The 22,635-nt window shown below is 67.2% G+C and carries 20 protein-coding genes; 6 read left to right on the top strand and 14 right to left on the bottom strand.

Annotated elements, in window-relative coordinates; translation table 11 throughout:
* Positions 1-46 precede the first annotated feature (46 nt).
* Positions 47-1,120 carry a LysM peptidoglycan-binding domain-containing protein gene (locus tag CDO87_RS15545; RefSeq protein WP_100929622.1) on the bottom strand — a complete coding sequence of 358 codons (1,074 nt, stop codon included), beginning with the start codon at positions 1,118-1,120 and terminating at the stop codon, positions 47-49.
* A gap of 198 nt (positions 1,121-1,318) precedes the next feature.
* Positions 1,319-3,526 (bottom strand): catalase/peroxidase HPI, encoded by a 2,208-nt coding sequence (katG, locus tag CDO87_RS15540; protein WP_100929621.1) that lies wholly within the window; start codon positions 3,524-3,526, stop codon positions 1,319-1,321.
* 209 nt (positions 3,527-3,735) lie between these two features.
* Here katG and CDO87_RS15535 point away from each other — a divergent pair, with 209 nt between their 5' ends.
* On the top strand, positions 3,736-4,650 hold the full coding sequence (locus tag CDO87_RS15535; protein ID WP_100929620.1) for a hydrogen peroxide-inducible genes activator: 915 nt from the start codon (positions 3,736-3,738) through the stop codon (positions 4,648-4,650).
* Positions 4,651-4,882: 232 nt separating this feature from the next.
* Here the strand turns inward: CDO87_RS15535 and CDO87_RS15530 are convergent, their stop codons facing one another.
* From CDO87_RS15530 to CDO87_RS15505, 6 genes are all read right to left on the bottom strand, one after another.
* Positions 4,883-6,118 carry a CoA transferase gene (locus CDO87_RS15530; protein ID WP_100930991.1) on the bottom strand — a complete coding sequence of 412 codons (1,236 nt, stop codon included), beginning with the start codon at positions 6,116-6,118 and terminating at the stop codon, positions 4,883-4,885.
* Positions 6,115-6,984 (bottom strand): MaoC family dehydratase N-terminal domain-containing protein, encoded by an 870-nt coding sequence (locus CDO87_RS15525; RefSeq protein WP_100929619.1) that lies wholly within the window; start codon positions 6,982-6,984, stop codon positions 6,115-6,117. The genes CDO87_RS15530 and CDO87_RS15525 overlap by 4 nt, the downstream gene beginning before the upstream one ends.
* Complete coding sequence (sucD, locus tag CDO87_RS15520; protein WP_100929618.1) at positions 6,981-7,877, bottom strand: succinate--CoA ligase subunit alpha; 897 nt, start codon at positions 7,875-7,877, stop codon at positions 6,981-6,983. Before sucD ends, CDO87_RS15525 begins: the two co-directional genes overlap by 4 nt.
* A gap of 50 nt (positions 7,878-7,927) precedes the next feature.
* Positions 7,928-9,109 carry a malate--CoA ligase subunit beta gene (locus CDO87_RS15515; RefSeq protein ID WP_100929617.1) on the bottom strand — a complete coding sequence of 394 codons (1,182 nt, stop codon included), beginning with the start codon at positions 9,107-9,109 and terminating at the stop codon, positions 7,928-7,930.
* A gap of 133 nt (positions 9,110-9,242) precedes the next feature.
* Positions 9,243-10,202, bottom strand: coding sequence for a CoA ester lyase (locus CDO87_RS15510; RefSeq protein WP_100930990.1), 960 nt, complete (start codon positions 10,200-10,202; stop codon positions 9,243-9,245).
* Positions 10,203-10,296: 94 nt separating this feature from the next.
* Positions 10,297-11,496, bottom strand: a complete 1,200-nt coding sequence (locus CDO87_RS15505) for an alanine--glyoxylate aminotransferase family protein (protein ID WP_100929616.1) — start codon at positions 11,494-11,496, stop codon at positions 10,297-10,299.
* A gap of 140 nt (positions 11,497-11,636) precedes the next feature.
* Here CDO87_RS15505 and CDO87_RS15500 point away from each other — a divergent pair, with 140 nt between their 5' ends.
* The 4 genes from CDO87_RS15500 (at position 11,637) to CDO87_RS15490 (ending at position 15,677) form a co-directional block, all read left to right on the top strand.
* On the top strand, positions 11,637-13,031 hold the full coding sequence (locus CDO87_RS15500) for a short-chain fatty acyl-CoA regulator family protein (protein WP_100929615.1): 1,395 nt from the start codon (positions 11,637-11,639) through the stop codon (positions 13,029-13,031).
* Positions 13,032-13,307: 276 nt separating this feature from the next.
* Positions 13,308-14,021: a hypothetical protein gene (locus tag CDO87_RS15495; protein ID WP_157815011.1), complete on the top strand. Its 714-nt coding sequence runs from the start codon at positions 13,308-13,310 to the stop codon at positions 14,019-14,021.
* Between the two features lie 218 nt (positions 14,022-14,239).
* Positions 14,240-14,818: a hypothetical protein gene (locus CDO87_RS26800; protein ID WP_157815010.1), complete on the top strand. Its 579-nt coding sequence runs from the start codon at positions 14,240-14,242 to the stop codon at positions 14,816-14,818.
* Between the two features lie 163 nt (positions 14,819-14,981).
* The gene (locus CDO87_RS15490) at positions 14,982-15,677 is read left to right on the top strand and encodes a hypothetical protein (RefSeq protein ID WP_254698154.1); all 696 of its coding nucleotides are present in this window, start codon (positions 14,982-14,984) and stop codon (positions 15,675-15,677) included.
* 228 nt (positions 15,678-15,905) lie between these two features.
* Here CDO87_RS15490 and cobF read toward each other — a convergent pair whose 3' ends face one another.
* From cobF to cbiE, 6 genes are all read right to left on the bottom strand, one after another.
* Positions 15,906-16,631: a precorrin-6A synthase (deacetylating) gene (gene cobF, locus CDO87_RS15485; protein WP_100929613.1), complete on the bottom strand. Its 726-nt coding sequence runs from the start codon at positions 16,629-16,631 to the stop codon at positions 15,906-15,908.
* A gap of 431 nt (positions 16,632-17,062) precedes the next feature.
* Positions 17,063-17,782 carry a uroporphyrinogen-III C-methyltransferase gene (gene cobA / locus CDO87_RS15480; protein WP_100929612.1) on the bottom strand — a complete coding sequence of 240 codons (720 nt, stop codon included), beginning with the start codon at positions 17,780-17,782 and terminating at the stop codon, positions 17,063-17,065.
* Positions 17,779-19,092, bottom strand: a complete 1,314-nt coding sequence (locus tag CDO87_RS15475; RefSeq protein ID WP_100929611.1) for a cobyrinate a,c-diamide synthase — start codon at positions 19,090-19,092, stop codon at positions 17,779-17,781. The genes cobA and CDO87_RS15475 overlap by 4 nt, the downstream gene beginning before the upstream one ends.
* On the bottom strand, positions 19,089-19,886 hold the full coding sequence (gene cobM / locus CDO87_RS15470; RefSeq protein ID WP_100929610.1) for a precorrin-4 C(11)-methyltransferase: 798 nt from the start codon (positions 19,884-19,886) through the stop codon (positions 19,089-19,091). Before cobM ends, CDO87_RS15475 begins: the two co-directional genes overlap by 4 nt.
* A complete protein-coding gene (locus tag CDO87_RS15465) occupies positions 19,883-20,245 on the bottom strand; it encodes a cobalamin biosynthesis protein (protein ID WP_100929609.1) in 363 nt (120 codons plus the stop codon). Before CDO87_RS15465 ends, cobM begins: the two co-directional genes overlap by 4 nt.
* Positions 20,246-20,630: 385 nt before the next feature.
* Positions 20,631-21,836, bottom strand: a complete 1,206-nt coding sequence (gene cbiE, locus CDO87_RS15460; RefSeq protein WP_100929608.1) for a precorrin-6y C5,15-methyltransferase (decarboxylating) subunit CbiE — start codon at positions 21,834-21,836, stop codon at positions 20,631-20,633.
* Here cbiE and CDO87_RS15455 point away from each other — a divergent pair.
* Positions 21,835-22,563 (top strand): cobalt-precorrin-6A reductase, encoded by a 729-nt coding sequence (locus tag CDO87_RS15455; protein WP_100929607.1) that lies wholly within the window; start codon positions 21,835-21,837, stop codon positions 22,561-22,563. The two genes, cbiE and CDO87_RS15455, sit on opposite strands and share 2 nt — an antisense overlap.
* Positions 22,564-22,635 lie beyond the last annotated feature (72 nt).

Raw genomic sequence — 22,635 nt, 5'->3', positions numbered from 1 at the left:
TGCACCTCCGGCGGGGATGGCCGCGGCGTCTTTCGGCGATGCCCCGTCAGGCGCCCGCGCGGACGAGGTCGGTGGCCGCGCCATGGCCGGTCTTCGGCGCGCGGCGCTCCAGCAGCAGGCGCTTGTTGCCGCCCGATTCGGCGATCACCGCCTCCGCGCCGCTGATCCCCGCGCGTCCGGCGCCGCCCTTCTTGCCCGCAGGGCCGCCCATCCGCACCCCGCCGGTAACCACGTCGCGGCTGCCCGACATGAGCATCTTGGCCCCCAGCGCCCCGCGCGTCAGCATCCGGCTGGCCAGCGCATAGCTCGGCAGCTTCTGCCCCATCGACGGGTCCGCGGTGATGAACACATCGACGCCGAAATCGGTGATCGGCAGCGCCACCTGAACCGACTGGATGCCCTCCGAGGCGCCCTCGTCCGACTGGCCGCGGTGCTGGATCTCGATCTTCAGCGACAGGAGCGGATCGAACCTGTGCCCGTAGAGCCGAACCTCGTCCGAGGGCAGGTCGACCTGGCCGGTGCGCACGCGGGTCACCGGGTTCACCTTCAGCCGCGCCGTCAGCCCGCCCGCCGAGCGGAACGCCTGCCCCGCGTCCAGCGTCACCGACGCCGCCTCGGGCCGGTAATCGGCGCGGATGGCGTTGAACAGCCGCGACAGGATCATCCGCTTCGCGGTCGCCTCCTTCATCTCGTAGTTCGACGGCTTCATGTCGAGGAACCTGACAGGGTCCTTCGCCTGCATCCCCATCGCCCCCACAAGCGTCAGCGTGATGCGGAAATCGGGGTGAAAGGCCGTGCCCGTCACCTTGACCATGTCGAACTCGAACCGGGGCGGCGTCACCTCCGACTGCGCGCCGCGCTCGCCCAGCGACCGGCGCAGGCTGCGCGCCATGGGCATCGGCGCCCGACGCGGCAGTTTCGAGCCGTCCTTCGGGATGTAGATCGTGTCGCCGGTGAACAGCACGTCGGGATCGACGATCAGCGTGGCGTTGTTCGGCAGGCGCTCGGCGTCGATGTTCATGCGCCAGATGTCGCCCCACAGCTTGGTGTCGCCCAGCTTGCGCCCGGCGATGCCCCAAAGCGTATCCCCGTCCCGGATGGTGTAGGGTCGGATGGACATGGCGGCCCCTTTCGAAATCCTGTCAGGAACGCCCCCCGGGCACAGGCCCGAAGCCGCACGTTCCGCGTCAATGGCCGCAGCCTAGCACCGCAGCCGCCGCGCGGGGAAGTATGCGAAACCCAACCTTGCCAAAAAACGCCCCCGACGCAAAACGGCGCCCCGAAGGGCGCCGCCTGCCTGTTCACATGCCCAAGGCGCTTAGGCCACGTCGAAACGGTCGGCGTTCATCACCTTGTTCCACGCGCTGACGAAATCGCAGATGAACTTCCCGCGGTTGTCGTCCTGCGCATAGACCTCGGACAGCGCCCGAAGCTGGCTGTTGGAGCCGAACACGAGGTCGACCCGCGTGCCGGTCCAGCGCTCGCCGCCGTCGGTGCGGTTCGTGGCCTTGAAGGTGCCTTCCTCGTCCGCCGGGGCCCATTTCACGCCCATCTCGGTGATGCCTTCGAAGAACTTGGTGTCCAGGACACCGTAATCCCCGTCGAACATGCCGTGCGTGGTGCCGCCGTGGTTGGCCCCCAGCGCGCGCATCCCGCCGACCAGCACCGTCATCTCCGGCGCCGACAGGCCCAGAAGCTGCGCCTTGTCGAGCAGCATCTCCTCGGCCGAGACGGCAAAGGTCTGCTGCGCGTAGTTGCGGAAGCCGTCCGCCTGCGGTTCCAGCGGCTCGAAGCTCTCGGCGTCGGTGTGCGCGTCGGTGGCGTCGACGCGGCCCGGAACGAAGGGCACCTCGACCTCCTGACCCCCGGCCTTTGCCGCCTTCTCGATGGCGGCGGCACCGCCCAGCACGATCAGGTCCGCGATGGAGACCTTCTTCGCCCCCTTGGCGTCGAAACCGGACTTGATGCCTTCGAGCACCGACAGCACCTGCGCAAGCTGCTCGGGCTCGTTGACCTCCCAGTCCTTCTGCGGCGCAAGACGGATGCGCGCGCCGTTGGCACCGCCCCGCTTGTCGGACCCGCGGAAGGTCGAGGCAGAGGACCACGCCGTGTAGACGAGGTCACGCACCGACAGGCCGCTCGACAGGATCTCGGACTTCAGCGCGGCGACATCGGCGTCGTCGATCATCGGGTAGTCCGCCTTCGGCAGCGGGTCCTGCCAGATCAGGTCTTCTTCCGGCACTTCCGGCCCGAGGTACAGCGACTTCGGCCCCATGTCGCGGTGGGTCAGCTTGAACCACGCGCGGGCAAACGCCTCGGCGAACTCCTCCGGGTTCTGGTGGAACCGGCGCGAGATCTTCTCGTACTCGGGGTCCATGCGCATCGCCATGTCGGCGGTGGTCATCATCGGCTTGACCTTCTCGCCCGAGCCGTCGACCTGCGGTGCGAAGTCCTCGTCCCTGAGGTCCTTCGGCGTCCACTGGTTCGCCCCGGCGGGCGACTTGGTCAGCTCCCACTCGTAGCCGAACAGCAGGTCGAAATAGCCCATGTCCCACTGCGTCGGGTTCGCGGTCCACGGCCCCTCGATGCCCGAGGTGATGGTGTACTTGCCCAGCCCGGTCTCGTGGGTGGAGGCCCAGCCGAAGCCCATCGACTCCAGCGGCGAGGCTTCGGGATCGGTGCCGACGAGGCCCGCGTCACCGGCGCCGTGCGCCTTGCCGAAGGTGTGGCCGCCGGCGGTCAGTGCGACGGTTTCCTCGTCGTTCATCGCCATGCGGGCAAAGGTCTCACGGATGTCGCGGGCCGAGGCCAGCGGGTCCGGATTGCCGTCGGGGCCTTCCGGGTTCACGTAGATCAGGCCCATCTGCACGGCGGCCAGCGGGTTTTCCAGCACGCGGTCGCCGGTGTAGCGCGAGCCCTCGCCGCCGGAAGTCGCCAGCCACTCGGCCTCGGAGCCCCAGTAGACGTCCTGCTCCGGCTCCCATGTGTCGACACGGCCGCCGCCGAAACCGAAGGTGCGTCCGCCCATCGATTCGATGGCCACGTTGCCTGCGAGGATGAAGAGATCGGCCCAGGACAGGCTGTTGCCGTACTTCTTCTTGACCGGCCACAGCAGGCGCCGGGCCTTGTCGAGGTTGCCGTTGTCCGGCCAGGAGTTCAACGGCGCGAACCGCTGCTGGCCCGAGCCCGCGCCGCCCCGGCCGTCCGCCGTGCGGTAGGTCCCGGCAGAGTGCCACGCCATGCGGATCATGAACGGGCCGTAATGGCCGTAATCCGCCGGCCACCAGTCCTGGCTGTCGGTCATCAGCGCGGTGAGGTCCTTCTTGACCTCCTTCAGGTCGAGCTTCTTGAACGCCTCGGCGTAGGAGAAGTTCTCGCCCATCGGGTTCGATTTGGGCGCATGCTGGTGCAGGATGCCGAGGTTGAGCTGGTTCGGCCACCAGTCGCGGTTCGAGCGTACCCCGAAGGTCGAGGCAATCTGCGCCCCGTGCATCACCGGGCATCCGCCTGTGTTGTTTCCGTCCATGTCGATCTCCCTACGGTCAAAGTCGGTTTCAGCCCCATGAAAGGCGCCAAGCCCTTGGGACAGTTCATGTCTTTTCGTTCCGTGACGTGTTGCGCCGCGTGCTTCGGCCGCGCGCGCAGTCTCCTCGCGTCGCCAGTCTGGACTCTTTCTAAACGGGGGTTCCAATATATTTAAGTTGAAAGTTCTGATGGCGCCCATAATTTGCGACTATGAAGAACATCACCCTGAAACAGTTGCGCTATTTCGAGGCGCTCGCCCAGAAAGGGCATTTCGGCCACGCTGCCGCGGCCTGCGCGATCTCCCAGCCCGCGCTTTCGGTGCAGATCAAGGAGCTGGAGGCCGAACTTGGCCTGCCGCTCTTCGAACGCGGGCCGCGCTCCGTCCGGCTGACCGGATTCGGCGAGACCTTCCGCAAACGCGTGACGGAGATCCTGCGCTCCGTCGACGAGCTGGGCGACCTCGCCCGCAGCGTGCAGGGCGGCCACATCGGGCGGCTGCGGCTGGGCATCATCCCGACCATCGCCCCCTACCTGCTGCCCCGGCTGGTGGGGCACCTGTCGGCAGAGTTCGACGGCCTCGACCTGCACGTCCGCGAGACCCTGACCCCGCGCCTGATCACGGAGCTGCACGACGGCCGCATCGACGCCGCCATCCTCGCGCTGCCGATCTCCGAACCCGCGCTGACCGAGGTGGCGCTCTTCGACGAGACCTTCGTCCTCGTGCGCCCCGACCGCGACGCGGCCAAGCCCGTGCCCGACGGCGAGGCGCTGCAGAAGATGCGGCTGCTGCTGCTGGAGGAAGGCCACTGCTTCCGCGACCAGGCGCTGTCGTTCTGCAAGCTGGGCTCGGCCATGCCGCGCGACGGTCTGGACGGCTCATCGCTGACGACGCTGGTGCAAATGGTGGGCGCGGGCATCGGCGTCACCCTGATCCCCGAGATGGCGGTCCCGGTGGAAACCGGCGCGGCGCAGGTCTCGGTCGCGCATTTCGCCGAGCCGCAACCGGCGCGCACCATCGGCATGGTCTGGCGGAAGTCCTCGCCCATGGCCGAACAGTTCGCCCGCATCGCCGAGGTGGTCCGCCGGGTGGGCGCGGCGGGCGGCCCGCAACCCGTTCACGCCTGATGCCGCTGCGGCGCCGGGGCGTGTCGGATCGCTGGCGCGATCCGACACGCCGGGGGCGCTGCCCCCGGACCCCCGAGGTATTTCGGCCAAGATGAAGCGGGCCGGGCGGTTCGGGTCTGGCGTTTTTGGACGGGCGGGCACACCGGGTCCGCGCCGGGGGGCGGCGCGGACCCATGCCGGTGTCCGGGTTGCGCATCCGGTCACCGGGCACAGCGGCGGGGCGCTGCGCGTGTCAGGAGGCCATTCGGAGCCGGTCGCCCGTCTGCATGGCGATGCCGTCGTCCATCAGCCGCCCGATCTCTCCGTCGGTCAGGCGGGCCACGTCGGCAAGCACCTCCTCCGTGTGCTGGCCGAGGACCGGGGCGGGCCTAGGCACGTCGCGCCCGTAGCCCGCGAAGCTGAACGGCGAGCCCGGGGTCAGCATCCGCCCGATGCCGGGGTGATCCACCTCCGAGAACATCGGGTTCGCGGTGGAGATATCCGGGTCCTCCGCCACCGCCTCTGCGAAGGTGCGGAAGACCGACCAGGTCACGCCGCTCTTGTCGAAGAGCTCCGCGAAGTCGGCGACGCCGCGCGCCGCGAACCAGGGCGTCAGCACCTTCGTGATCGCGGCGCGATGTTCCCAGCGTGCGCCCTCGGTGTCGAGGTCGGCGTTCAGCGCGCCCGACAGGTAGTTCATGTCGGTCTCCGTCCCGGTCACCCGGCAGAGGTTCTTCCACTGACGCAGCGTCAGGGCGATGACCATCACCCGCCGTCCGTCGGCGCAGAGGAAGTCCTGCCCGTAGGCACCGTAGAGCGCGTTGCCGTGTTTCCCGCGGCTCTCGCCGTTGACCTGCACTTCGCCCAGGATCCCGAGGTTGCCCAGCATCGCGCTCGCCGCGTCCTTCAGCGTCAGGTCGGCGAACTGCCCCTGCCGCGTGCGCAGCCGGTGGCGCTCGGCAGCCAGAAGACCGCTGACCACCATGTTCCCGGCAATGCAGTCCCATGCGGGCAGCACGTGGCAGACCGGATCAGCCGATCCCTTCGGCCCCGTGGCCATGGGAAAGCCCAGCTGCGGGTTCACCGTGTAGTCGACCGCCGGGCGCCCGTGCCGGTCGCCGCGAAGCTGCACCATGCAGAGGTCGCCGCGCCGCTCCGACAACGTCTCGTAATCGGTCCAGCCCTTCACCGCGAGGTTGGTGATGAACAGCCCCGCATCCGGCCCGGGGGCGCAGATGATCTCCTGCGCGATCTCCCGGCCGCGCGGCGATTTCACGTCCAGCGCGACCGAGCGCTTGCCCTTGTTCATCCCGGCCCAGAACAGGCTTTGCCCGTCCCGCGTCACCGGCCAGCGTTTCGCGTCCATGCCGCCTGCCGGCAGGTCGAAACGGATCACGTCCGCCCCCATCTGCGCCAGCGTCATCCCGGCCAGCGGCACCGCCACGAAGGCGGAGCTTTCGACCACGCGCATGCCTGTCAGGATACTCATGCCGCCCACTCCATCCTTGCCTTGAGCCCGAGGTAGTCCTCGAAGGTTGCCGTTCCGATCTCGATCGCGCCGCCCGCCGGGTCGAGCGCACCGACCAGCCGCAGGTCATGATCGTGAAACATCGGGTGCACCACGCGGTAGCTGAACCGCGCGGGCGCGCGCCGCGTGTGCCGTTCCGCCGCCTCGATCGCCATGGTGGCCTGCATCGGGCCGTGCACGACCAGCGCCGGGTACTTCTCCACCTGCTGCGCATAGGGCAGGTCGTAGTGGATGCGGTGCGCGTTGTAGGTCGCCGCCGAGTAGCGGAAGAGCCGCACCTCGTTCATCGGCACCCGTTCGTCATAGGCCAGACGTTCGGGCACCGGGGTCTGCTTCGGCGGACGGAAGGATTTCGGGATGTCGAGGTAGACGATGTTCTGCTCTTCCTCGACGACGCCGCCCTCGGCGCCCCTGGTGACGTGATCGACGGTGACGAAGGCCATCCGCCCCGTCGCCCCCTCCTTCATCGTCACGGCGCGGATGGTCGACACCTTTGTCAGCCGTTCGCCGACGTGGAAGACGCCCTTGAAGGTGACGTCGCCCCCGGCCCACATCCGGCGCCGGAACGGCAGGGGAGGCAGGAAGCCGCCCAGCGCCGGGTGCCCGTCCTCGCCCAGATCCGACATCTGGACGAACTCGGGGAACGCCACCCAGTGCCAGAGGCTGGGCAGCGGCCGTCCGGCCCGCAGGTCGCGGACCGGGGAGAGATCGTGGCCGACCGCCGCGCCGAGCATCCCGGCGAGGTTGGGTGTGACGCCCCCCTCGACGGTCTGCGTGCGCCCGATCCAGGCGGTGTGGTCCGGCTCCATCAGGGATGACGCGCTCATGCCGCGGCCTTCATGCCCAGCATCCGGGCGACGGTCTCGCCCATGGCCGAGGGGTTCGGGGCCACCGTGATGCCGACGGCAGAGAGCATGTCCACCTTCTCCTGCGCGCTTTCGCCGAAGGCCGAGATGATCGCACCGGCATGGCCCATCTTGCGGCCCTTGGGTGCGGCGAGACCGGCGATGTAGGCGGCGACGGGTTTCGTCATGTGGTCGCGCACGTATTCCGCCGCCTCTGCCTCCTGCGGGCCGCCAATCTCGCCGATCATCATCACCGCATCGGTGTCGGGATCGTTCTCGAACAGCTCGAGGATGTCGCGGAAGCTTGATCCGTTGATCGGGTCGCCGCCGATCCCGATGGAAGAGGAGATGCCGATCCCCAGCGCCTGCATCTGGCTCGCCGCCTCGTAGCCCAGCGTGCCCGACCGGCCGATGATGCCCACGCGGCCCGGCATGTAGATGTGCGGCGGCATGATGCCCATGAAGCCCTGCCCCGGGCTGATGATGCCCGCGCAGTTCGGCCCGATCAGCCGCATCTTGCGGTCGCGCGGGAAACGGCGAAGGAAGCGCTTCACCCGCATCATGTCCTGCGCCGGGATGCCGTCGGTCACGCAGACCGCCGTCTCGATCCCTGCCTCTGCCGCCTCCATCATCGCGTCGGCGGCGAAGGCCGGCGGCACGAACAGCAGCGAGGCGGTCGCGCCGGTCTGCTCCACCGCCTCGCGGACGGTGTTGAAGACGGGGCGGTTCAGCACCGATGAGCCGCCCTTCCCGGGCGTGACCCCGGCCACGACCTTCGTGCCGTATTCGATCATCTCCTGCGCGTGGAACTGTCCGATGCGCCCCGAAAGACCCTGCACCACGACCCGTGTGTCGTCCTTGATGAGAATTGCCATCTCCGGATGTCCTTTCTGCCCTGCCGTCGCCTGCGCGACCCGAGGGGCGGTTATTCTGCTGCGATTTTCTGGGAAGCGGCGGCGACGGCCTTGTCGGCGGCCTCGGCCAGCGTGTCGGCGGAGATGATCGGCAGGCCGCTCTCGCGGATGATCTTCCGGCCCTCCTCGACGTTGGTGCCCGACAGGCGGACCACCACGGGGATCTCGATGCCCACCTCGCGATAGGCCCGGATCACCCCCTTCGCGATCCAGTCGCAGCGGTTGATGCCCGCGAAGATGTTCACGAGGATCACGCTCACCTTGCGGTCCGACAGCACGGTGCGGAAGGCCTGGCAGACCCGTTCGGGCGAGGCGCCGCCGCCGATGTCGAGGAAGTTGGCGGGCTGCCCGCCGGCCAGCTGGATCATGTCCATCGACGCCATCGCCAGCCCCGCACCGTTGATGATGCAGCCGATGTCGCCGTCGAGCCCGACGTAGGCCAGCCCGTTGTCGGCGGCCATCGCCTCGCGCGGGTCCTCCTGGCCCGGATCGCGCAGCGCCGCCACCTGCGGACGGCGGTACAGCGCGTTGGTGTCGAAGGACATCTTCGCATCCAGCGCCACCAGGTCGCCCTTCCCCGTGATGACCAGCGGGTTGATCTCCACCATCATCGCGTCCAGGTCGCGGTACGCACGGTAACACGCCTGCAGGAAGGTCACGAACTGCGCCACCTGCGGCCCCGTCAGCCCCAGCCGGAACCCGACGTCGCGCGCCTGGTACTCGCGCAGGCCCACCGCCGGGTCGATCACCGACCGCACGAGGCTGTCGGGGTCCTCATGCGCCAGGTCCTCGATCTCCATCCCGCCATGGCCGGAGGCGACGATCATGATTCGCTCCGACTTCCGGTCCAGCACAAAGCCCAGGTACAGCTCCTGCGCGATGTCCGACGCCTCCTCGACATAAAGCCGGTAGACCCCCTTGCCCTGCGCATCGGTCTGCTTGGTCACCAGCCGCGTGCCCAGAAGCGAGGCGGCGTACTCCATCACCTCCGCATCCGTCTTGCACAGCTTCACGCCGCCCGCCTCGCCGCGACCGCCGGAATGCACCTGCGCCTTCACGACCCAGGGGCCGGGGCCACCCAGTTCGCGGGCGCAATAGGCCGCCTGCTCGGGCGAATAGGCCACGAAGCCCTTCGGCACCGGCACGCCGAAGCCCTTCAGGATTTCCTTGGCCTGATGCTCATGAATGTCCATTTCCGTCTCTCCTCCATTCCGTAGGGTGGGGGTTCCCCCCACCGCCCCGCCGGGCACGCCGAACCACCCCGCCGCCCGCGGGTGCTGTCACAGGGCGGGGCGTTGCGCCGCCGCCCCCCTTGCCGAAAAGGCCTTACTCCGCCGCGATCGGCTGCGACTTCGCGGCGATGGCGTTCGCCATGTCGATCACGTTGCGCGCCATCTTCTCCGACGCCGCATCGATCATCTTGCCGTCGAGACTCGCCGCCCCCTTGCCCGCGGCCTCCGCCGCCTTCAGCTCCTCGATGATGCGCTGCGCCTTCGACACCTCCGCCTCCGGCGGGCTGAAGACGTCGTTGGCCATGGCGATCTGGCTCGGGTGGATCGCCCACTTGCCCTCGCAGCCCAGCGCGGCGGCGCGCTTCGCCCCCGCGATGTACCCCTCGGGATCGCTGAAATCGCCGAACGGTCCGTCCACCGCCCGCAGCCCGTAGGCGCGGCAGGCCACCACCATCCGGCTGATCGAGGCATGCCACTGGTCGCCCGGGTAATCCGGGTTCAGGCCGCCGATATTGACCGTCCGCGCCCGCATCGAGGCCGCGTAATCCGCCACCCCGAAGTGCAGCGCCTCCAGCCGCCCGCCGAACTGTGCGATGGCCTCCACGTTGGCCATGCCCAGGGCCGTTTCAATCAGCGCCTCCAGCCCCACGCGGTTCTCAAGCCCGCAGGCCTGCTCGATCTGGTTGATCATGGCCTCCACCATGTAGAGGTCCGCGGGCACGCCCACCTTCGGGACAAGCAGCGTGTCCACCCGGTCGCCCGCCTTTTCCATGATGTCCACGACGTCGCGGTACATGTAATGGGTGTCGAGCCCGTTGATACGCACCGACACGGTCTTGCCCTTCCCGGCCCAGTCGATGTCGTTCAGCAGTTCCACCGCGTTCTTGCGCGCCTGGTCCTTCTCGGGCGGCGCAACCGCGTCTTCCAGATCGAGGAACACGTAGTCGGCGGCGCTGTCGGCGGCCTTTTCGACCATCGCGGGGTTGGATGCGGGCACGGCCAGTTCGGAGCGGTGCAGGCGCTGCTTGCGCAGCGGGTGAAGCGTATGAGACATCATGTCCTCCTTGGTCAGAGCCTCCCGGACCGCACCCCTCGGGGGTGCGGCAGACAGGCTCCAGGTCTTTGATTTGGTTATTGAAAGGCGGGACTTATTCCGCCGCGATCTTCAGGTCGCCGCTCTGCGCGCCTTCGGCGAAATAGGACGATGCGGCGGCCACCCCGGCGCCCAGCGGCACCTTCGCGCCCGCCTTGACCAGCGCCAGTTCCGCAAGGCCGAGCGCAGTCAGCGCCATGCCCTCGTTGAAGCTGCCGAGGTGCCCGATGCGGAAAACCTTGCCCGCCAGCCGCGCCAGGCCCGACCCGAACGAGGCGTTGAGTTCCTCGTAGGCGATGCGCAGCACCTCGCGTGCATCCACCTCCGGCGGCACGCGGATCGCGCTCACCGTGTCGGACATCAGCGAGGGATGCTCCGCCACCAGTTCCAGCCCCATGGCCTTCACGCCGCGGCGCACGCCCTCCGCCAGTCGCGCATGGCGGGCAAAGACGTTCTCCAGCCCTTCCCGCTCCAGCAGGTCGAGCGACGCGCGCAGACCATGCAGGAGCGGGGTCGGGGGAGTGTACGGGAAATAGCCGCTGCGGTTGATGCTCACCATGTCCTCGAAGTCGAAGTACGCCCGGCGCATCCGCGCGTTCTTCGACGCCGCCATGGCCTTCTGGCTGACACCGAGGATGCCGAGACCCGCGGGCATCATCAGCCCCTTCTGCGACCCCGTCACGGCAAGGTCGACGCCCCATTCGTCCATCCGGAAATCGACCGAGGCGACAGAGGACACCCCGTCCACGAAAAGCAGCGCATCATGGAAGCACTCGTCCATCACCCGGCGCACCGCGGCCACGTCGCTGACCACGCCGGTCGCCGTCTCGTTGTGGGTGACGAAGACCGCCTTGATCTCGTCGTTCTTGTCGGCGCCGAGGATGCGTCCGTATTCCTTCCAGGGCACACCCGCGCCCCAGGGCACGTCGACGCAGATCACGTCCAGCCCCAGCATCTCCGCCATCTTCACCCAGAGGTGCGAGAACTGCCCGAAGCGCGACATCAGCACCTTGTCGCCGGGGTTCAGCGTGTTGGTGATCGCCGCCTCCCACGCGCCGGTGCCGGAGCCGGGGAATATCATCACCTCGCCCGTCGTGGTCTTGAAGACCCTCTTCAGGCCCTCGAACAGGGGCAGCGTGAACGCCGCGAAATCCGGTGCGCGCATGTCCTGCTGAGGCACGTTCATCGCCTGCCGCACGACCTCCGGGACATTGGTGGGACCGGGTATGAACAGATGTGTGTATCCGCTTTGCATGGGGGCGCCTCCTCTTCGCTGAAGCCACCATGCGCCCTCTCCCGCCAAACGGGAAACCAAACCGGGTCCTGCTGTGAACGCGAAATTTTACAAACTCTCACAATTGTAAAAGTGTCAAATTCTGTATACTGTCAAATACCATGAAAACCTTCATCGGCCCGCGCCTCAGGCGCCTGCGCATCGAACACGGACAGACACAGGTGCAGATGGCGAAGGAACTCGGCATCTCCACCTCCTACGTCAACCTTCTGGAAAAGAACGAAAGATCGGTCTCCGTCCCGGTCCTTCTGAAGCTCTTCGAGGCTTACGGCGTCGACTGGCGCGACATCGCCGAGGATGACGACACCGCCGCCCTCGCCGACATCCGCGCCGCCCTCCAGGACCCGCTGTTCGAGGGCCACCGCCCCGATCTGCCGCAACTGCGCGCCAGCCTCGCCCACAGCCCGGACCTCGCTTCGGCCTTCGTCACGCTGCACCGCGCCTATCTCGCCGCCACCGATCAGCTCATGTCCGTGGCCGCCGCCGGCGAGGAATCGGTCCTGCCCACCGCGCCCGAGGCCGTCGTCCACAACGTCTTCCGCCGCCACCAGAACCACTTCCCCCGCCTCGAGGCCGCGGCCGAGGCCTTCTGGGACGCCCCCGTCGCCGCCGACGACATGTACTTCGCCCTGAAATCCCGCCTCCGCCAGCAGCTCGGCCTGCGCGTCCGCATCGCCCCCGTGGCCGAGATGCCCCGCTCCCTGCGCGAATACGACGAGACCCGCGGCGAGGTCCGCCTGTCCGAGGCCCTCGACCACCCCAACCGCCTCTTCCAGCTCGTGCACGTCGCGGGCCTCCTCGAACAGGCCGACCTCCTCGACACCATCCTGACGGAGGCCGGGCTGGAGGACGCCCACGGCCGCGCCCGCTGCCGGGTCGAGCTGGCCAACTACTTCGCCGCCGCCGTCCTCATGCCCTACGACCGCTTCCTCGCCGAGGCCCGCGCCTCCAAGTACGACTTCGACCACCTCGCCACCCGCTTCGGCGTCTCGTTCGAGCAGGCCTGCCACCGCGCCACCACCCTCCAGCGCACGGGCCACCGCGGCATCCCCTTCTTCTTCCTCAGGATCGACAAGGCCGGCAACGTCACCAAGCGCTTCAACGCCACCGATTTCCACCTCGCCGAATACGGCGGCGCCTGTCCCCGGCTCGAGGTCCACTCCGTCTTCCGCACCCCCGGCCGCATCGTGCCGCAGGTGGTCGAGATGCCGGACCGCTCGCAGTTCTTCGTCTTCGCGCGGACCGTCGACCGGCCCACCTTCACCCGCCACGCGCAGGACGTCCGCCTCGCCGTCGCCATGGGCTGCGCCCGCGACCACGCCGACGCCCTGGGCTACGCCGAGGACCTCAACCTGGCCGAGGCCCGCCCCACCGAGATCGGCATCAACTGCCGCATCTGCCCCCGCGCCAACTGCGACCAGCGCGCCCACCAGGCCCTGGTCCTCTCGACCCCGGTCGACACCGCCCGGAGAGGCGCGACACGGTATGCGACGTGAGGGGATGGGCGGCAAGTGTGAATTCGCCGCGCCTGCGAAGGCATTCAGTCAAACACATGAAAGCAGCCATTCAGAGCACAGGCTCAATGCCCAGCCACGCTGCACCAACCCCCAACGTCAGTAATGCGCAGAGAATGAGGTTCGCAAAGTTCAGCGAAACGATCCCAACCCGCCGCACGGTGGAACGGTGTGCGCCACGCGGAAGACGTTCAGGCGGTGACAATGCCTAAGCGCCGCGCTACCGTGGCGAAAAGTAAATGGCTTGAGGGGCAGTAGATGGACCCATACGAAGAAATCTCTGAAGACAATCATGTGGCTTTTCTTCAGCTGGAACGCGAATTTCGACAACAACTACATAATGCCCAAGAAGACCAAAAATCTAATTGGGCTTATGAAACTGCCGATTACATGAACAAGACGCTCGCTGCCGCGACCGCTTTAGAAATAGATGCGCTTTCCGGTTTTTCGGTAAATACTCGCGATACCGACGAGCACAGCGAAAATTTCGATGAATTTTTGCGTGCTGTGGACAACGTGATTGTCCAGATGCGCATTGCAAATTCTCGAAACCGAAGCGCCATGAGCGTGGGTTTGACAGAAGCGCAAAAGACCAAGATTCACCACTTCATTGAAAAAATCCGTGGTGAAGTTGAATCGTCTACTGCACCGGACGCAAAGAAAGAAAAGCTCTATGACATCTTGGCGAAACTCGCCCAAGAGGTAAGCAAGGCACGCACCCGCTTTGAGCGTTTCGCGGACTTAGCGCGGTCACTGGCAGGATTGAGTGCGGACGTTGAGCGCGAGGGCGCCCGCCCTTGGTGGCCTTGGTTTGAGAAGATTATGGGCCTTTTGGATGATGCCAAAGAGGCTGAGCCAAAGTTGCCCAAGCCACCAGAAACCAAGAAGATCGAACCGCCCCGAAAAGAGCTGCCCAAGCCTGACGGGGGATATGGCAGCGGGCGAGACTTAGACGACGAAATCCCCTTCTAATCGAAGCGATTTCGCTTCCACTCTACTTGCTGCATGAGCGATTTTTGGGTGGCTTCGGGCAATTCTTCGATTGCCTCCACCTGCCAACCGCGAAAGAAAAGCAGAAAAAATGGCCAGATTGAGGAAGCTGCCCGCAACGATAACCAGTCCCATGAAGGGCAGGTGAGGGCCGAAGCGAGACACTGCCGACGAAACCACTGCCCCGGGAGAAATTATAGATGGTTGAGTATTTTTCTAAAGCACTGCGTCGCCTTGTTGAAGTTGTCGGCGTTGTCACGGCTTTAGTTTTTGTTTTCGAGGTAACTACAGCCAACAGAAGTCTTCCCTCGATTGATTTGGGGGATTTTGAAGTTGAGAACCCCTTGGATTTCTTTGAGGTCAACAATAGATCAGTTATTTACGTGTCATTTGACTTGCATAGGGGCATTTTTGCAGATGCATCGATAGAAATGTACAACGATAAAATTGCAGTTGATTTGGTTGAAAGTTTGGGCGCACCTGTATTCTTGGTGAATTGGGAGTCTCTTTCCAATAGTTATCTTGCAGATGCTTCCGATCAGCGAGCTGAAGATTTAAGTCTTGCTTTTAGTGGTCCTGCTTATGCTCGATTGTTTGAAGCTGAAGGCGTGCCTTATGTTGAGCTCGTCGCGCCACCCTTCACGGACAGTGTTCTGGAGCGCGCGAAGTGCTCCGAACATATCTTGGGGCAGAGCACCTTTCAAAAGATTTACAGATATGTCGCAGGGTGCATGCTAAATACAGTTGCACCGCCAAAACCGTTTCGCGGCGATGGCTGAGTTCAATTTGATGAATGGCGGCTTTGGGTAAGCTGCACTGCAGTGACGCTCTGCAGGGTGAAGGTCGCCTCTGGGCCGGGAGCGGTCAAGTCTGGCGCCTAGCTCGAATCCCCACGGAGGGTGGGGCCCGTTTGGGGTGGCGCTTTGCGCAAGAGATTGTAACGTGGACCGAATTTTCGGAGGTGCTTTATTGTTGAAATCGCCTACAGATTGGAAGGTTGTGCGTTGGGAGACCGTGAAGAGTGTGGCAAATAATGACTTCACGCGGGTCGTGGGGCTGATACCAATAGCCGGTTACCTGATCCTGTTTAACGATGAAATCGCTGGGATGCTTTCTTTCAATGCACTAGCAGGTGTTGGTGGAGCTGAGAGATCTTCCTTTCTATTGGACGGCCTGTCCAAGCTTCGATTTGTATTTTTCGGCAGCCTATTAGTGCTATGCTCATTCTTGATCTACAGATTGTTCCGCCCGGAAATATTGGAAGCCGCCAAGAACGACCTCGAGTATTCTGAATTAGTAAGGCAGAGATACAGTGTCTACGAGCTCGCCCAAATTGAAGAGCGGGTTCATTCTGAATCGTGGGTCGAACGTACAGAAGCATTTTGGATGGTGTTGGGTAAAAAACGTACCAAGAAGCCCGTGGTTGCAGGTTTTAGGCCAGATAGCAGAACCCAGATGTTCTCGAAGCATGGCGACTACATTGGTTTTCTCGCCAGAGAATGGTGGGTTGGTATGATGCACACCTATAAGCCCGCACGAATATGTTCCTTGACGCTTGGAGTTCTGGGATATGCCATGCTGGCAGTTCCAAGCTTGGACATCGCTCAGGCTGTCCTACGGCACATACTCACCGGCTAGTGTGCGCCGGCAGCGAATGTCCGGTCTAACGGGCCGCACTGCGGCGTGGCCGGAGAACAGTCAATGTCCGCAGAGGGCCGTTTCCGACTTTCGACCGGCATTGATCTTACTTTCAAATACCAAAGCGACAATCATGACCAACACCCCAAACCCAACACATTAACCCATTGTTAACAAAAGAAGGTTTCGCCGCGAAACCTGCGGAGCCTCCGGACGGGGCCCCACCCCTCAGGATTTCCGCATCAGGTAGGTGTCCATCACCCACCCGTGCCGCCCCCGCGCCGCCTCCCGGACCTCCACGATCCGCGGCGAAACCTCGTCCAGCGGCCCGCTCAGCAGGATCTCCTCGGGCATCCCCAGGAACGCCCCCCACCAGATCTCCAGCCCCAGTCCAGTCAGCCCCCTGAACGAGCACTCCCCGTCCAGCACCACCACCACGCTCTCCGCCCCCTCGGGCCATCCCCCGTCCCTCAGCCGCCGGCCCGTGGTGACCAGGATCCGCCCGTTCACCGTGTTCAAAGGCACCCCATGCGCCGCCGTAAGGGCCTGCACCGCCGTGATCCCGGGCACCACCCGCACCGCACCCGCGGACACCAGCCGGGACGCGATGCGCATCGTGCTGTCGTAGAAGGAGGGGTCGCCCCAGACCAGGAGGGCTACTTCGGCGGCCTCTCCGGCGGCGGCGGACCAGCGGGTTGCGATTTCGTCATGCCAGCGTTCGACGCGTTCGAGGTATGGCAAGGTTTCGTCCCGGACGGGATAGTCGAAGAAGGCGACCCGGGCCGCGACGCCGGCCTGTTCCAGCAGGCGCAGGCGGATCTCGGCGAGGTCGTCCTTCTCGGCCTTGCGGGGCACGAGGATCACGTCCGCCGCCCGCAGCGCCGCCTGCCCGTCCAGCGTCAGGTGGCCGAGACTGCCCGTCCCGATGCCCACAAGGACCACACGTTCGATCATCGTTCGGTCCTTTCCAAGGGTTTGACCCAGCAGGCGCTCGTCACCTGCCGGTCCATGGCTCTAAGGTGGACGGAGGCTGTCGCGCCGTCCACGCCTGTCGCGTGGTTGGTCATCGGTCGGACCTTTCGGAAGACGTTCCAAGACAAGCGCCTTCCGCCTGCGTTGCCACGGCACGGTGAACGCGGGAGGTTGTCAGGGCGTCGGCGTGGGTCGTGTGGTCTCTCATCGGTCGGCCTCTTGGATACACGCGAAGGACAAGGCGTGGCACGCCTGACAGGCCCGGATCGGACGGACGAGAGCGGGCGCGTCGGCTTGCGGAGGAGCGGCGTGCTCCATCACCGTTCAAGCCCCTCTGCATGGGCGGCACGACAGACAGCACCCGCAACCCGCCCCATCCGGACGCCACAAAGACCCGACCGCCCGCGCACCCCTCAGGCCTCCGCAAGGGAGCCGTAGAGGATCAGGGCGGCCTTGGTGCCCTTCTCGGCGGCCAGTTGTTCGGCCAGGGCGCCCACGGTCGTGCGGGTGATGGTCTGGCCCGGGCCGCTCACTTCTTCGGCGAGGATCGCGGCGGTGGAGGCCGGGAGGCCGCGCGCTTCGAGCATGGCAAACAGGCGCGGGAAGGTGCCCTTGCCCATGAAGATCACCGTGGAGGCCAGCGGATCGGCCAGCGCGTCGAGGTTCAGGTCCTCGGGCAGCGCGCCGGACACGTCGTGGCCGGTGACGAACTGCACCCGCCGTGCGGTCAGGCGCCGGGTCAGCGGGATGCCCGCCGCCGCGGCCGCCGCCACGGCTGAGGGCACACCGGGGATGATCTCGTACGGGATGCCCGCCGCCTTGAGGGCTGTCAGCTCTTCCTCCAGCCGGCCGAAGATACCGCTGTCGCCGGATTTGAGCCGCACGATTCGCTGGCCGGTCAGGGCGTAGTCCACCAGCAGGCGAGAGACATGGTCCTGTTTCGGCGAGGGGCGCCCGGCGCGCTTGCCCACGCCCACGAGGTCCGCCCCCTGCCGCGCATGTCCGAGGATCGGACCGGAGGAGAGGTCGTCGAACAGCACCGCGTCGGCCCGTTTCAGGCGGTCCACGGCCTTCAGGGTCAGAAGCTCCGGATCGCCGGGACCGGAGCCCACGAAACTGACAAAGCCGGTCATGCCATGCCCCCTTCGCCGGTGATGAGGTGGAAGAACGTCCCCGACACGTGGCCCCGGACGGAGCCGGTTTCCACCACCGGGTTGCCATCCGCGTCGAAGACCTGCGCCAGCGGCGCGTCGGGCTGTTCGAGGATGGTGGAATAGTGGAATTCATGCCCGCGCAGCGCCATGCCGGGGGTGAAGCCGGGCATGGCCGCCTGCAGCACGGCGCGGCGGTAGCCGAGGTGGAACTTGCGCTTCTCGTAGGAGGTGACGAGGCCCAGAAGGCCCGCCATCCGGTGGGTGACGCCGTCCTTGTCGGTCAGCGCCGCGCCAAGCGCCATGTAGCCGCCGCATTCGCCGTGCACGGGCCGGGTTTCGGCGTGGCGGCAAAGCGCCGTGCGGAAGCGGTCGGCGGCGGCAAGGCGGCCTGCGTGCAGCTCCGGGTAGCCCCCGGGCAGCCAGACGAGGTCGGCGTCCTGTGCCGGGGTCTCGTCCGCAAGGGGCGAGAACGGCAGGATCTCTGCCCCGGCCTCGCGCCAGCCCTTGAGGATGTGCGGATAGGTGAAGGAGAAGGCCGCGTCCTGCGCAAGCGCGATGCGTTGCGCGGGCGGCGGCGGCAGGCGCATCGGCCCCGTGGGGCGGGATTCGCCCCGGCCTGCCGCGACGATTGCCTTGAGGTCCACGTGTTCGCGCAGGAAGTCGGCATAGCCCGCGATGGCGGCGTCGAGGTCGGGATGTTCGACCGCCTGCACCAGCCCGAGGTGGCGCTCCGGCAGCGTCAGGTCGCCGCGCCGAGGCAGCACGCCCAGCACGTTCAGGCCCGCACGCTCCATCCCCAGCCGGGTCAGCCTTTCGTGGCGCGGCGAGGCCACGCGGTTCAGGATCACGCCCGCGAAGGGCAGGTCCGGCATGTAGGTGGCGAACCCCAGCGCCGTGGCCGCCGCCGACTGCGCCTGCCCGCCCACGTCGAGCACCAGCACCACCGGCCAGCCGAAGCGGCGCGCGGTTTCGGCGGAGGAGCCGAAGCCCGACTGCCCCTCGGTCGCGACGCCGTCGTAAAGGCCCATGGAGCCTTCGGCGATGCAGAAGTCGGCCTCTGCCGCCTCGCTGGCGAGCGCGTCCAGAAGCGCCGCGTCCATCGCCCATGTGTCGAGGTTGAAGGAATAGCGCCCGCTGGCGGCGCGGTGGAAGGCCGGGTCGATGTAGTCGGGGCCGGACTTGAACGGCTGGACCTTCACGCCGTCGTCGGCCAGCGCCCGGAGGAGGCCCAGCATGACGGTGGTCTTGCCGGTGCCGGAGGACGGCGCGGAGACGAGGACACCCTTCATGCCTCGTCCTCCGGACGCCATCCGGCCCAGGGGCTCTCGGCGCTTTGCGGGCGGTAACGGCGGTCGTAGTCGACGGCGTAGAGACAGCTTTCGTCGAAGCCCTCGGCGGCGAGCGCGGGGCCTGCGAGGATCAGCGCGGTGCGGGTGATGTCGCCGTCCATGCGGCCGGAGATGTCGGCGAGCGTGCCGCGGATGATCCGCTGGTCGGGCCAGCTTGCGCGGAAGACGACGGCCACCGGGCAGTCGGGCCCGTAGGCCGGGATCAGGTCGGCGGTCACGGTGTCGAGGTTCTGGATCGAGAGGTGGATGGCCAGAGTCGCGCCGGTGCGGGCGAAGTTGGTGAGCGTCTCGCCCTCCGGCATGGAGGAGGCGCGCCCGGGCGTGCGGGTCAGGACGACCGACTGGGCGAGGCCCGGCAGGGTGAGTTCGGTACCGAGCGCTGCTGCGGCGGCGGCAAAGGACGGCACGCCGGGGGTGACGGTGTAGGGGATGCCCATCTCGCGCAGGCGGCGGAGCTGTTCGCCCATGGCCGACCAGACGGAGAGGTCGCCGGAGTGGAGGCGCGCGATGTCGTGGCCCTCGGCATGGGCAGCGGCGATCTCGGCCATGATGCGGTCGAGGTCCATGGGCGCGGTGTTCACGATGCGCGCGCCTTCGGGGCAATGGCCGAGGATGGCCTCGGGGACGAGGGAGCCGGCGTAGAGGCAGACCGGGCAGGCGGCGATCAGGTCGCGGCCGCGCAGGGTCAGGAGGTCGGGCGCGCCGGGGCCCGCGCCGATGAAGTGTACGGTCATTCGTCTTCTCCGATGGCGAAGGCGCAGGTGGCGCGGCCGTCCTCCGACACCACGCGCGTCGAGAGGAGCTGCGCGCCGGGGCCCGCGGCGGCGAGGGCGGCGGCCTCGGCCACCGATCCGACGCCGCGGGCGGCGAGCACGATCTCGGACACGGTTTCGGTTTCCTGCACCTGCATAAACTTCGAGGAGATGCCGACGGCGGGGCGGCGGATGTCGGCCCCAAGATCGTGGAGCAGAGGCAGCTTGTCCTCGACGGTGGCGAGCACGTCGGCCTCCTGTCCCAGCCGCGCGCGGCGGTAGGCGTCGCGCAGGCTGTCGAGGGTCGCCCCGCTGCGATATCCGAATCCGGCAACGATCATGGGGCGGTCCTTCCTGGCTGTGCGGGTCCGGCTGTCGCGGCCCGGGGTCTCGTCCGGAACGGGATTTGGCGGATGCAGGGTGCGGTCGCGTGGGCACGCTTTGGTGCCAGTTGGCGGGGCTGGTCGTCCGTGTGCGACGTGCAGCACCGGGGTATGGGCTGGCTAGCGGGGCGGCCAGTCACAGGTACGGGTCTGGGCGTCAGCTGGTGAGGCCGGTCGTCCGTGTGGGACTTGTAGCGCAGGAGCATGGTCTCGCGAGCGAGTTGGGCGGTCGAGGAGTTTTGCAACAGTATGACCCCCCTTGTGCTGTGCACGGCGGCGGGTGCGGGCTGTTTCTGGGGCGGGCTTTCGTGCACGGCGTCTGGGCGTGGCGGGTAGACGGCGGTCATAGCGTCACGCTCCATTGCACGATGGGGTAGGCGGATTTCCAGCCGCGGCGGGTGCCGAGGGGCATGGCGTCGGACAGCTCGATGCGCAGGAGGGAGCCGCCGCGCGCGGCGTGGGCGCGGGCCAGCAGCGCCTCGGACTCCAGCGTCACCGCGTTGGCGACGAGGCGGGCGCCGGGGGCCAGCACGTCGAGCCGGTCGAGCAGCGCCTGCGAGAGGCCGCCGCCGACAAAGACCGCATCGGGCGCGGGCAGACCGTCGAGCGCCTCGGGCGCGCGGCCTTCGACCACCTGAAGCCGGTCCAGCCCGAGGCCCTCGGCGTTGCTGCGGATGCGGGCGGCGCGGCCTGCGTCGGCCTCGACCGCCGTGGCGCGCATCAGCGGATCGCACATCAGCCACTCGATCCCGATGGAGCCGGAGCCGCCGCCGATGTCCCAGAGGTGTTCGCCGGGACGCGGCGCCAGCGCCGAAAGCGTCAGGGCACGGACAGGCCGCTTGGTGATCTGGCCGTCGTTGTCGAAAGTGCTGTCGGGCCGGCCGGTCGCCAGCGGCAGCGGCTCGCCCAGCGGTTCCAGCGCCACGCAGACCGGGTGGTCCACGTCGTCCAGCGCGCAGGCCTCGGCCGTCACGCGGCGCAGCCGTTCGCGGGGGCCGCCGAGCGCCTCCATCACATGCATGACCGTCGCGCCGAAATCCGCCGCGCGCAGGTATTCGGCAAGGTCGCCCACCGCCGCACCGTCGCGCAGCGTAACGATCAGCCGGCGGCCCGGGGCGAGGTGCAGCGCCAGCCGCGTGAGCGGCGCGGCGTGCAGGCCGAGGCAGACCGTGCCTTCCAGCCGCCAGCCGAGCCGCGCCGCCGCCAGCGAGAAGACGGAGACGCCCGGGATCGCCCGCCACGCGCCCGGCGGAAGTCTGTCGGCCAGCACTGATCCGGCGCCGAACCAGAAGGGATCGCCGGAGACCAGCGCCACCACGCGCCGTCCCGCCAGTGCCATCAACTGGGTGACGCCATCGGCGAAGGGCACCGGCCAGGGCTTGATCTCGGCGCGGGTCTCGCCCAGAACCTCAGCGAGCAGCGCGAGGTGGCGGGGCGGGCCCATGACCACCTCTGCCCCAGCGATGGCGGCGAGGGCCGCGGGCGTCAGGCCGGCATCCTCGCCCACGCCGACGATGGTCAACCAAGGATCGGACTGGATCTCAGACATGCCCAACCTTCTCATCCTTGGCGGCACGACGGAAGCCACCGCACTGTGCCGCCGTCTTGCGGACGAGGGCATTCATGGCACGATCTCGTTTGCGGGACGGGTGGAGCGCCCGGTGCGCCAGCCGCTGCCGCAGCGCGTCGGCGGCTTTGGCGGTGCCGAAGGGCTGGCGCGCCACATCCGCGAGGAGGGCGTGACGCATGTCGTCGACGCAACCCACCCCTTTGCCGCGCAGATGAGCGCCAATGCCGTGGCCGCCTGCGAGATGACCGGCACGCCGCTGATCGCCCTGACCAGAGCGCCCTGGCAGCCGCAGGAGGGCGACCGCTGGACCCGGGTGCCGGACATCGCTGGCGCGGTTGCCGCGCTCGACCGTCCCGCGACGCGTGTCATGCTGGCGGTGGGCCGGATGCACCTGGCGGAGTTCGCGCCGAACCCGCAGCACTTCTACCTTCTGCGCCTCGTCGATCCGCCGAAGGAGGCCCTGCCCTTCCCCGACAGCCACGCGGTGATCGACCGCGGGCCGTTCACGCTGGAGGACGACCTTGCCCTGATGCGCGACAACGGGATCGGTCTGGTGGTGTCGAAGAACGCGGGCGGCACCGGAGCGCGGGCGAAGATTGACGCGGCGCGGGCGCTGGGGCTGGAGGTGATCATGATCGACCGCCCCGCCCTGCCCGACCGGAGAGAGGCGCATGACGTGCAGGCCGTGCTGGACTGGCTGGGCTGAAAGCCGCACCGCGCCCGAGCGGGTCCTGAGGCCGACCGCCGCGCGCTGCCCTGCGGCAGGGCCGCACGGGGG

The sequence above is a fragment of the Sagittula sp. P11 genome, from assembly GCF_002814095.1.
Lineage (GTDB): Bacteria > Pseudomonadota > Alphaproteobacteria > Rhodobacterales > Rhodobacteraceae > Sagittula.
The sequence above is the reverse complement of the archived record's forward strand: the minus strand, read 5'-3'. Positions and strand labels throughout refer to the sequence as shown.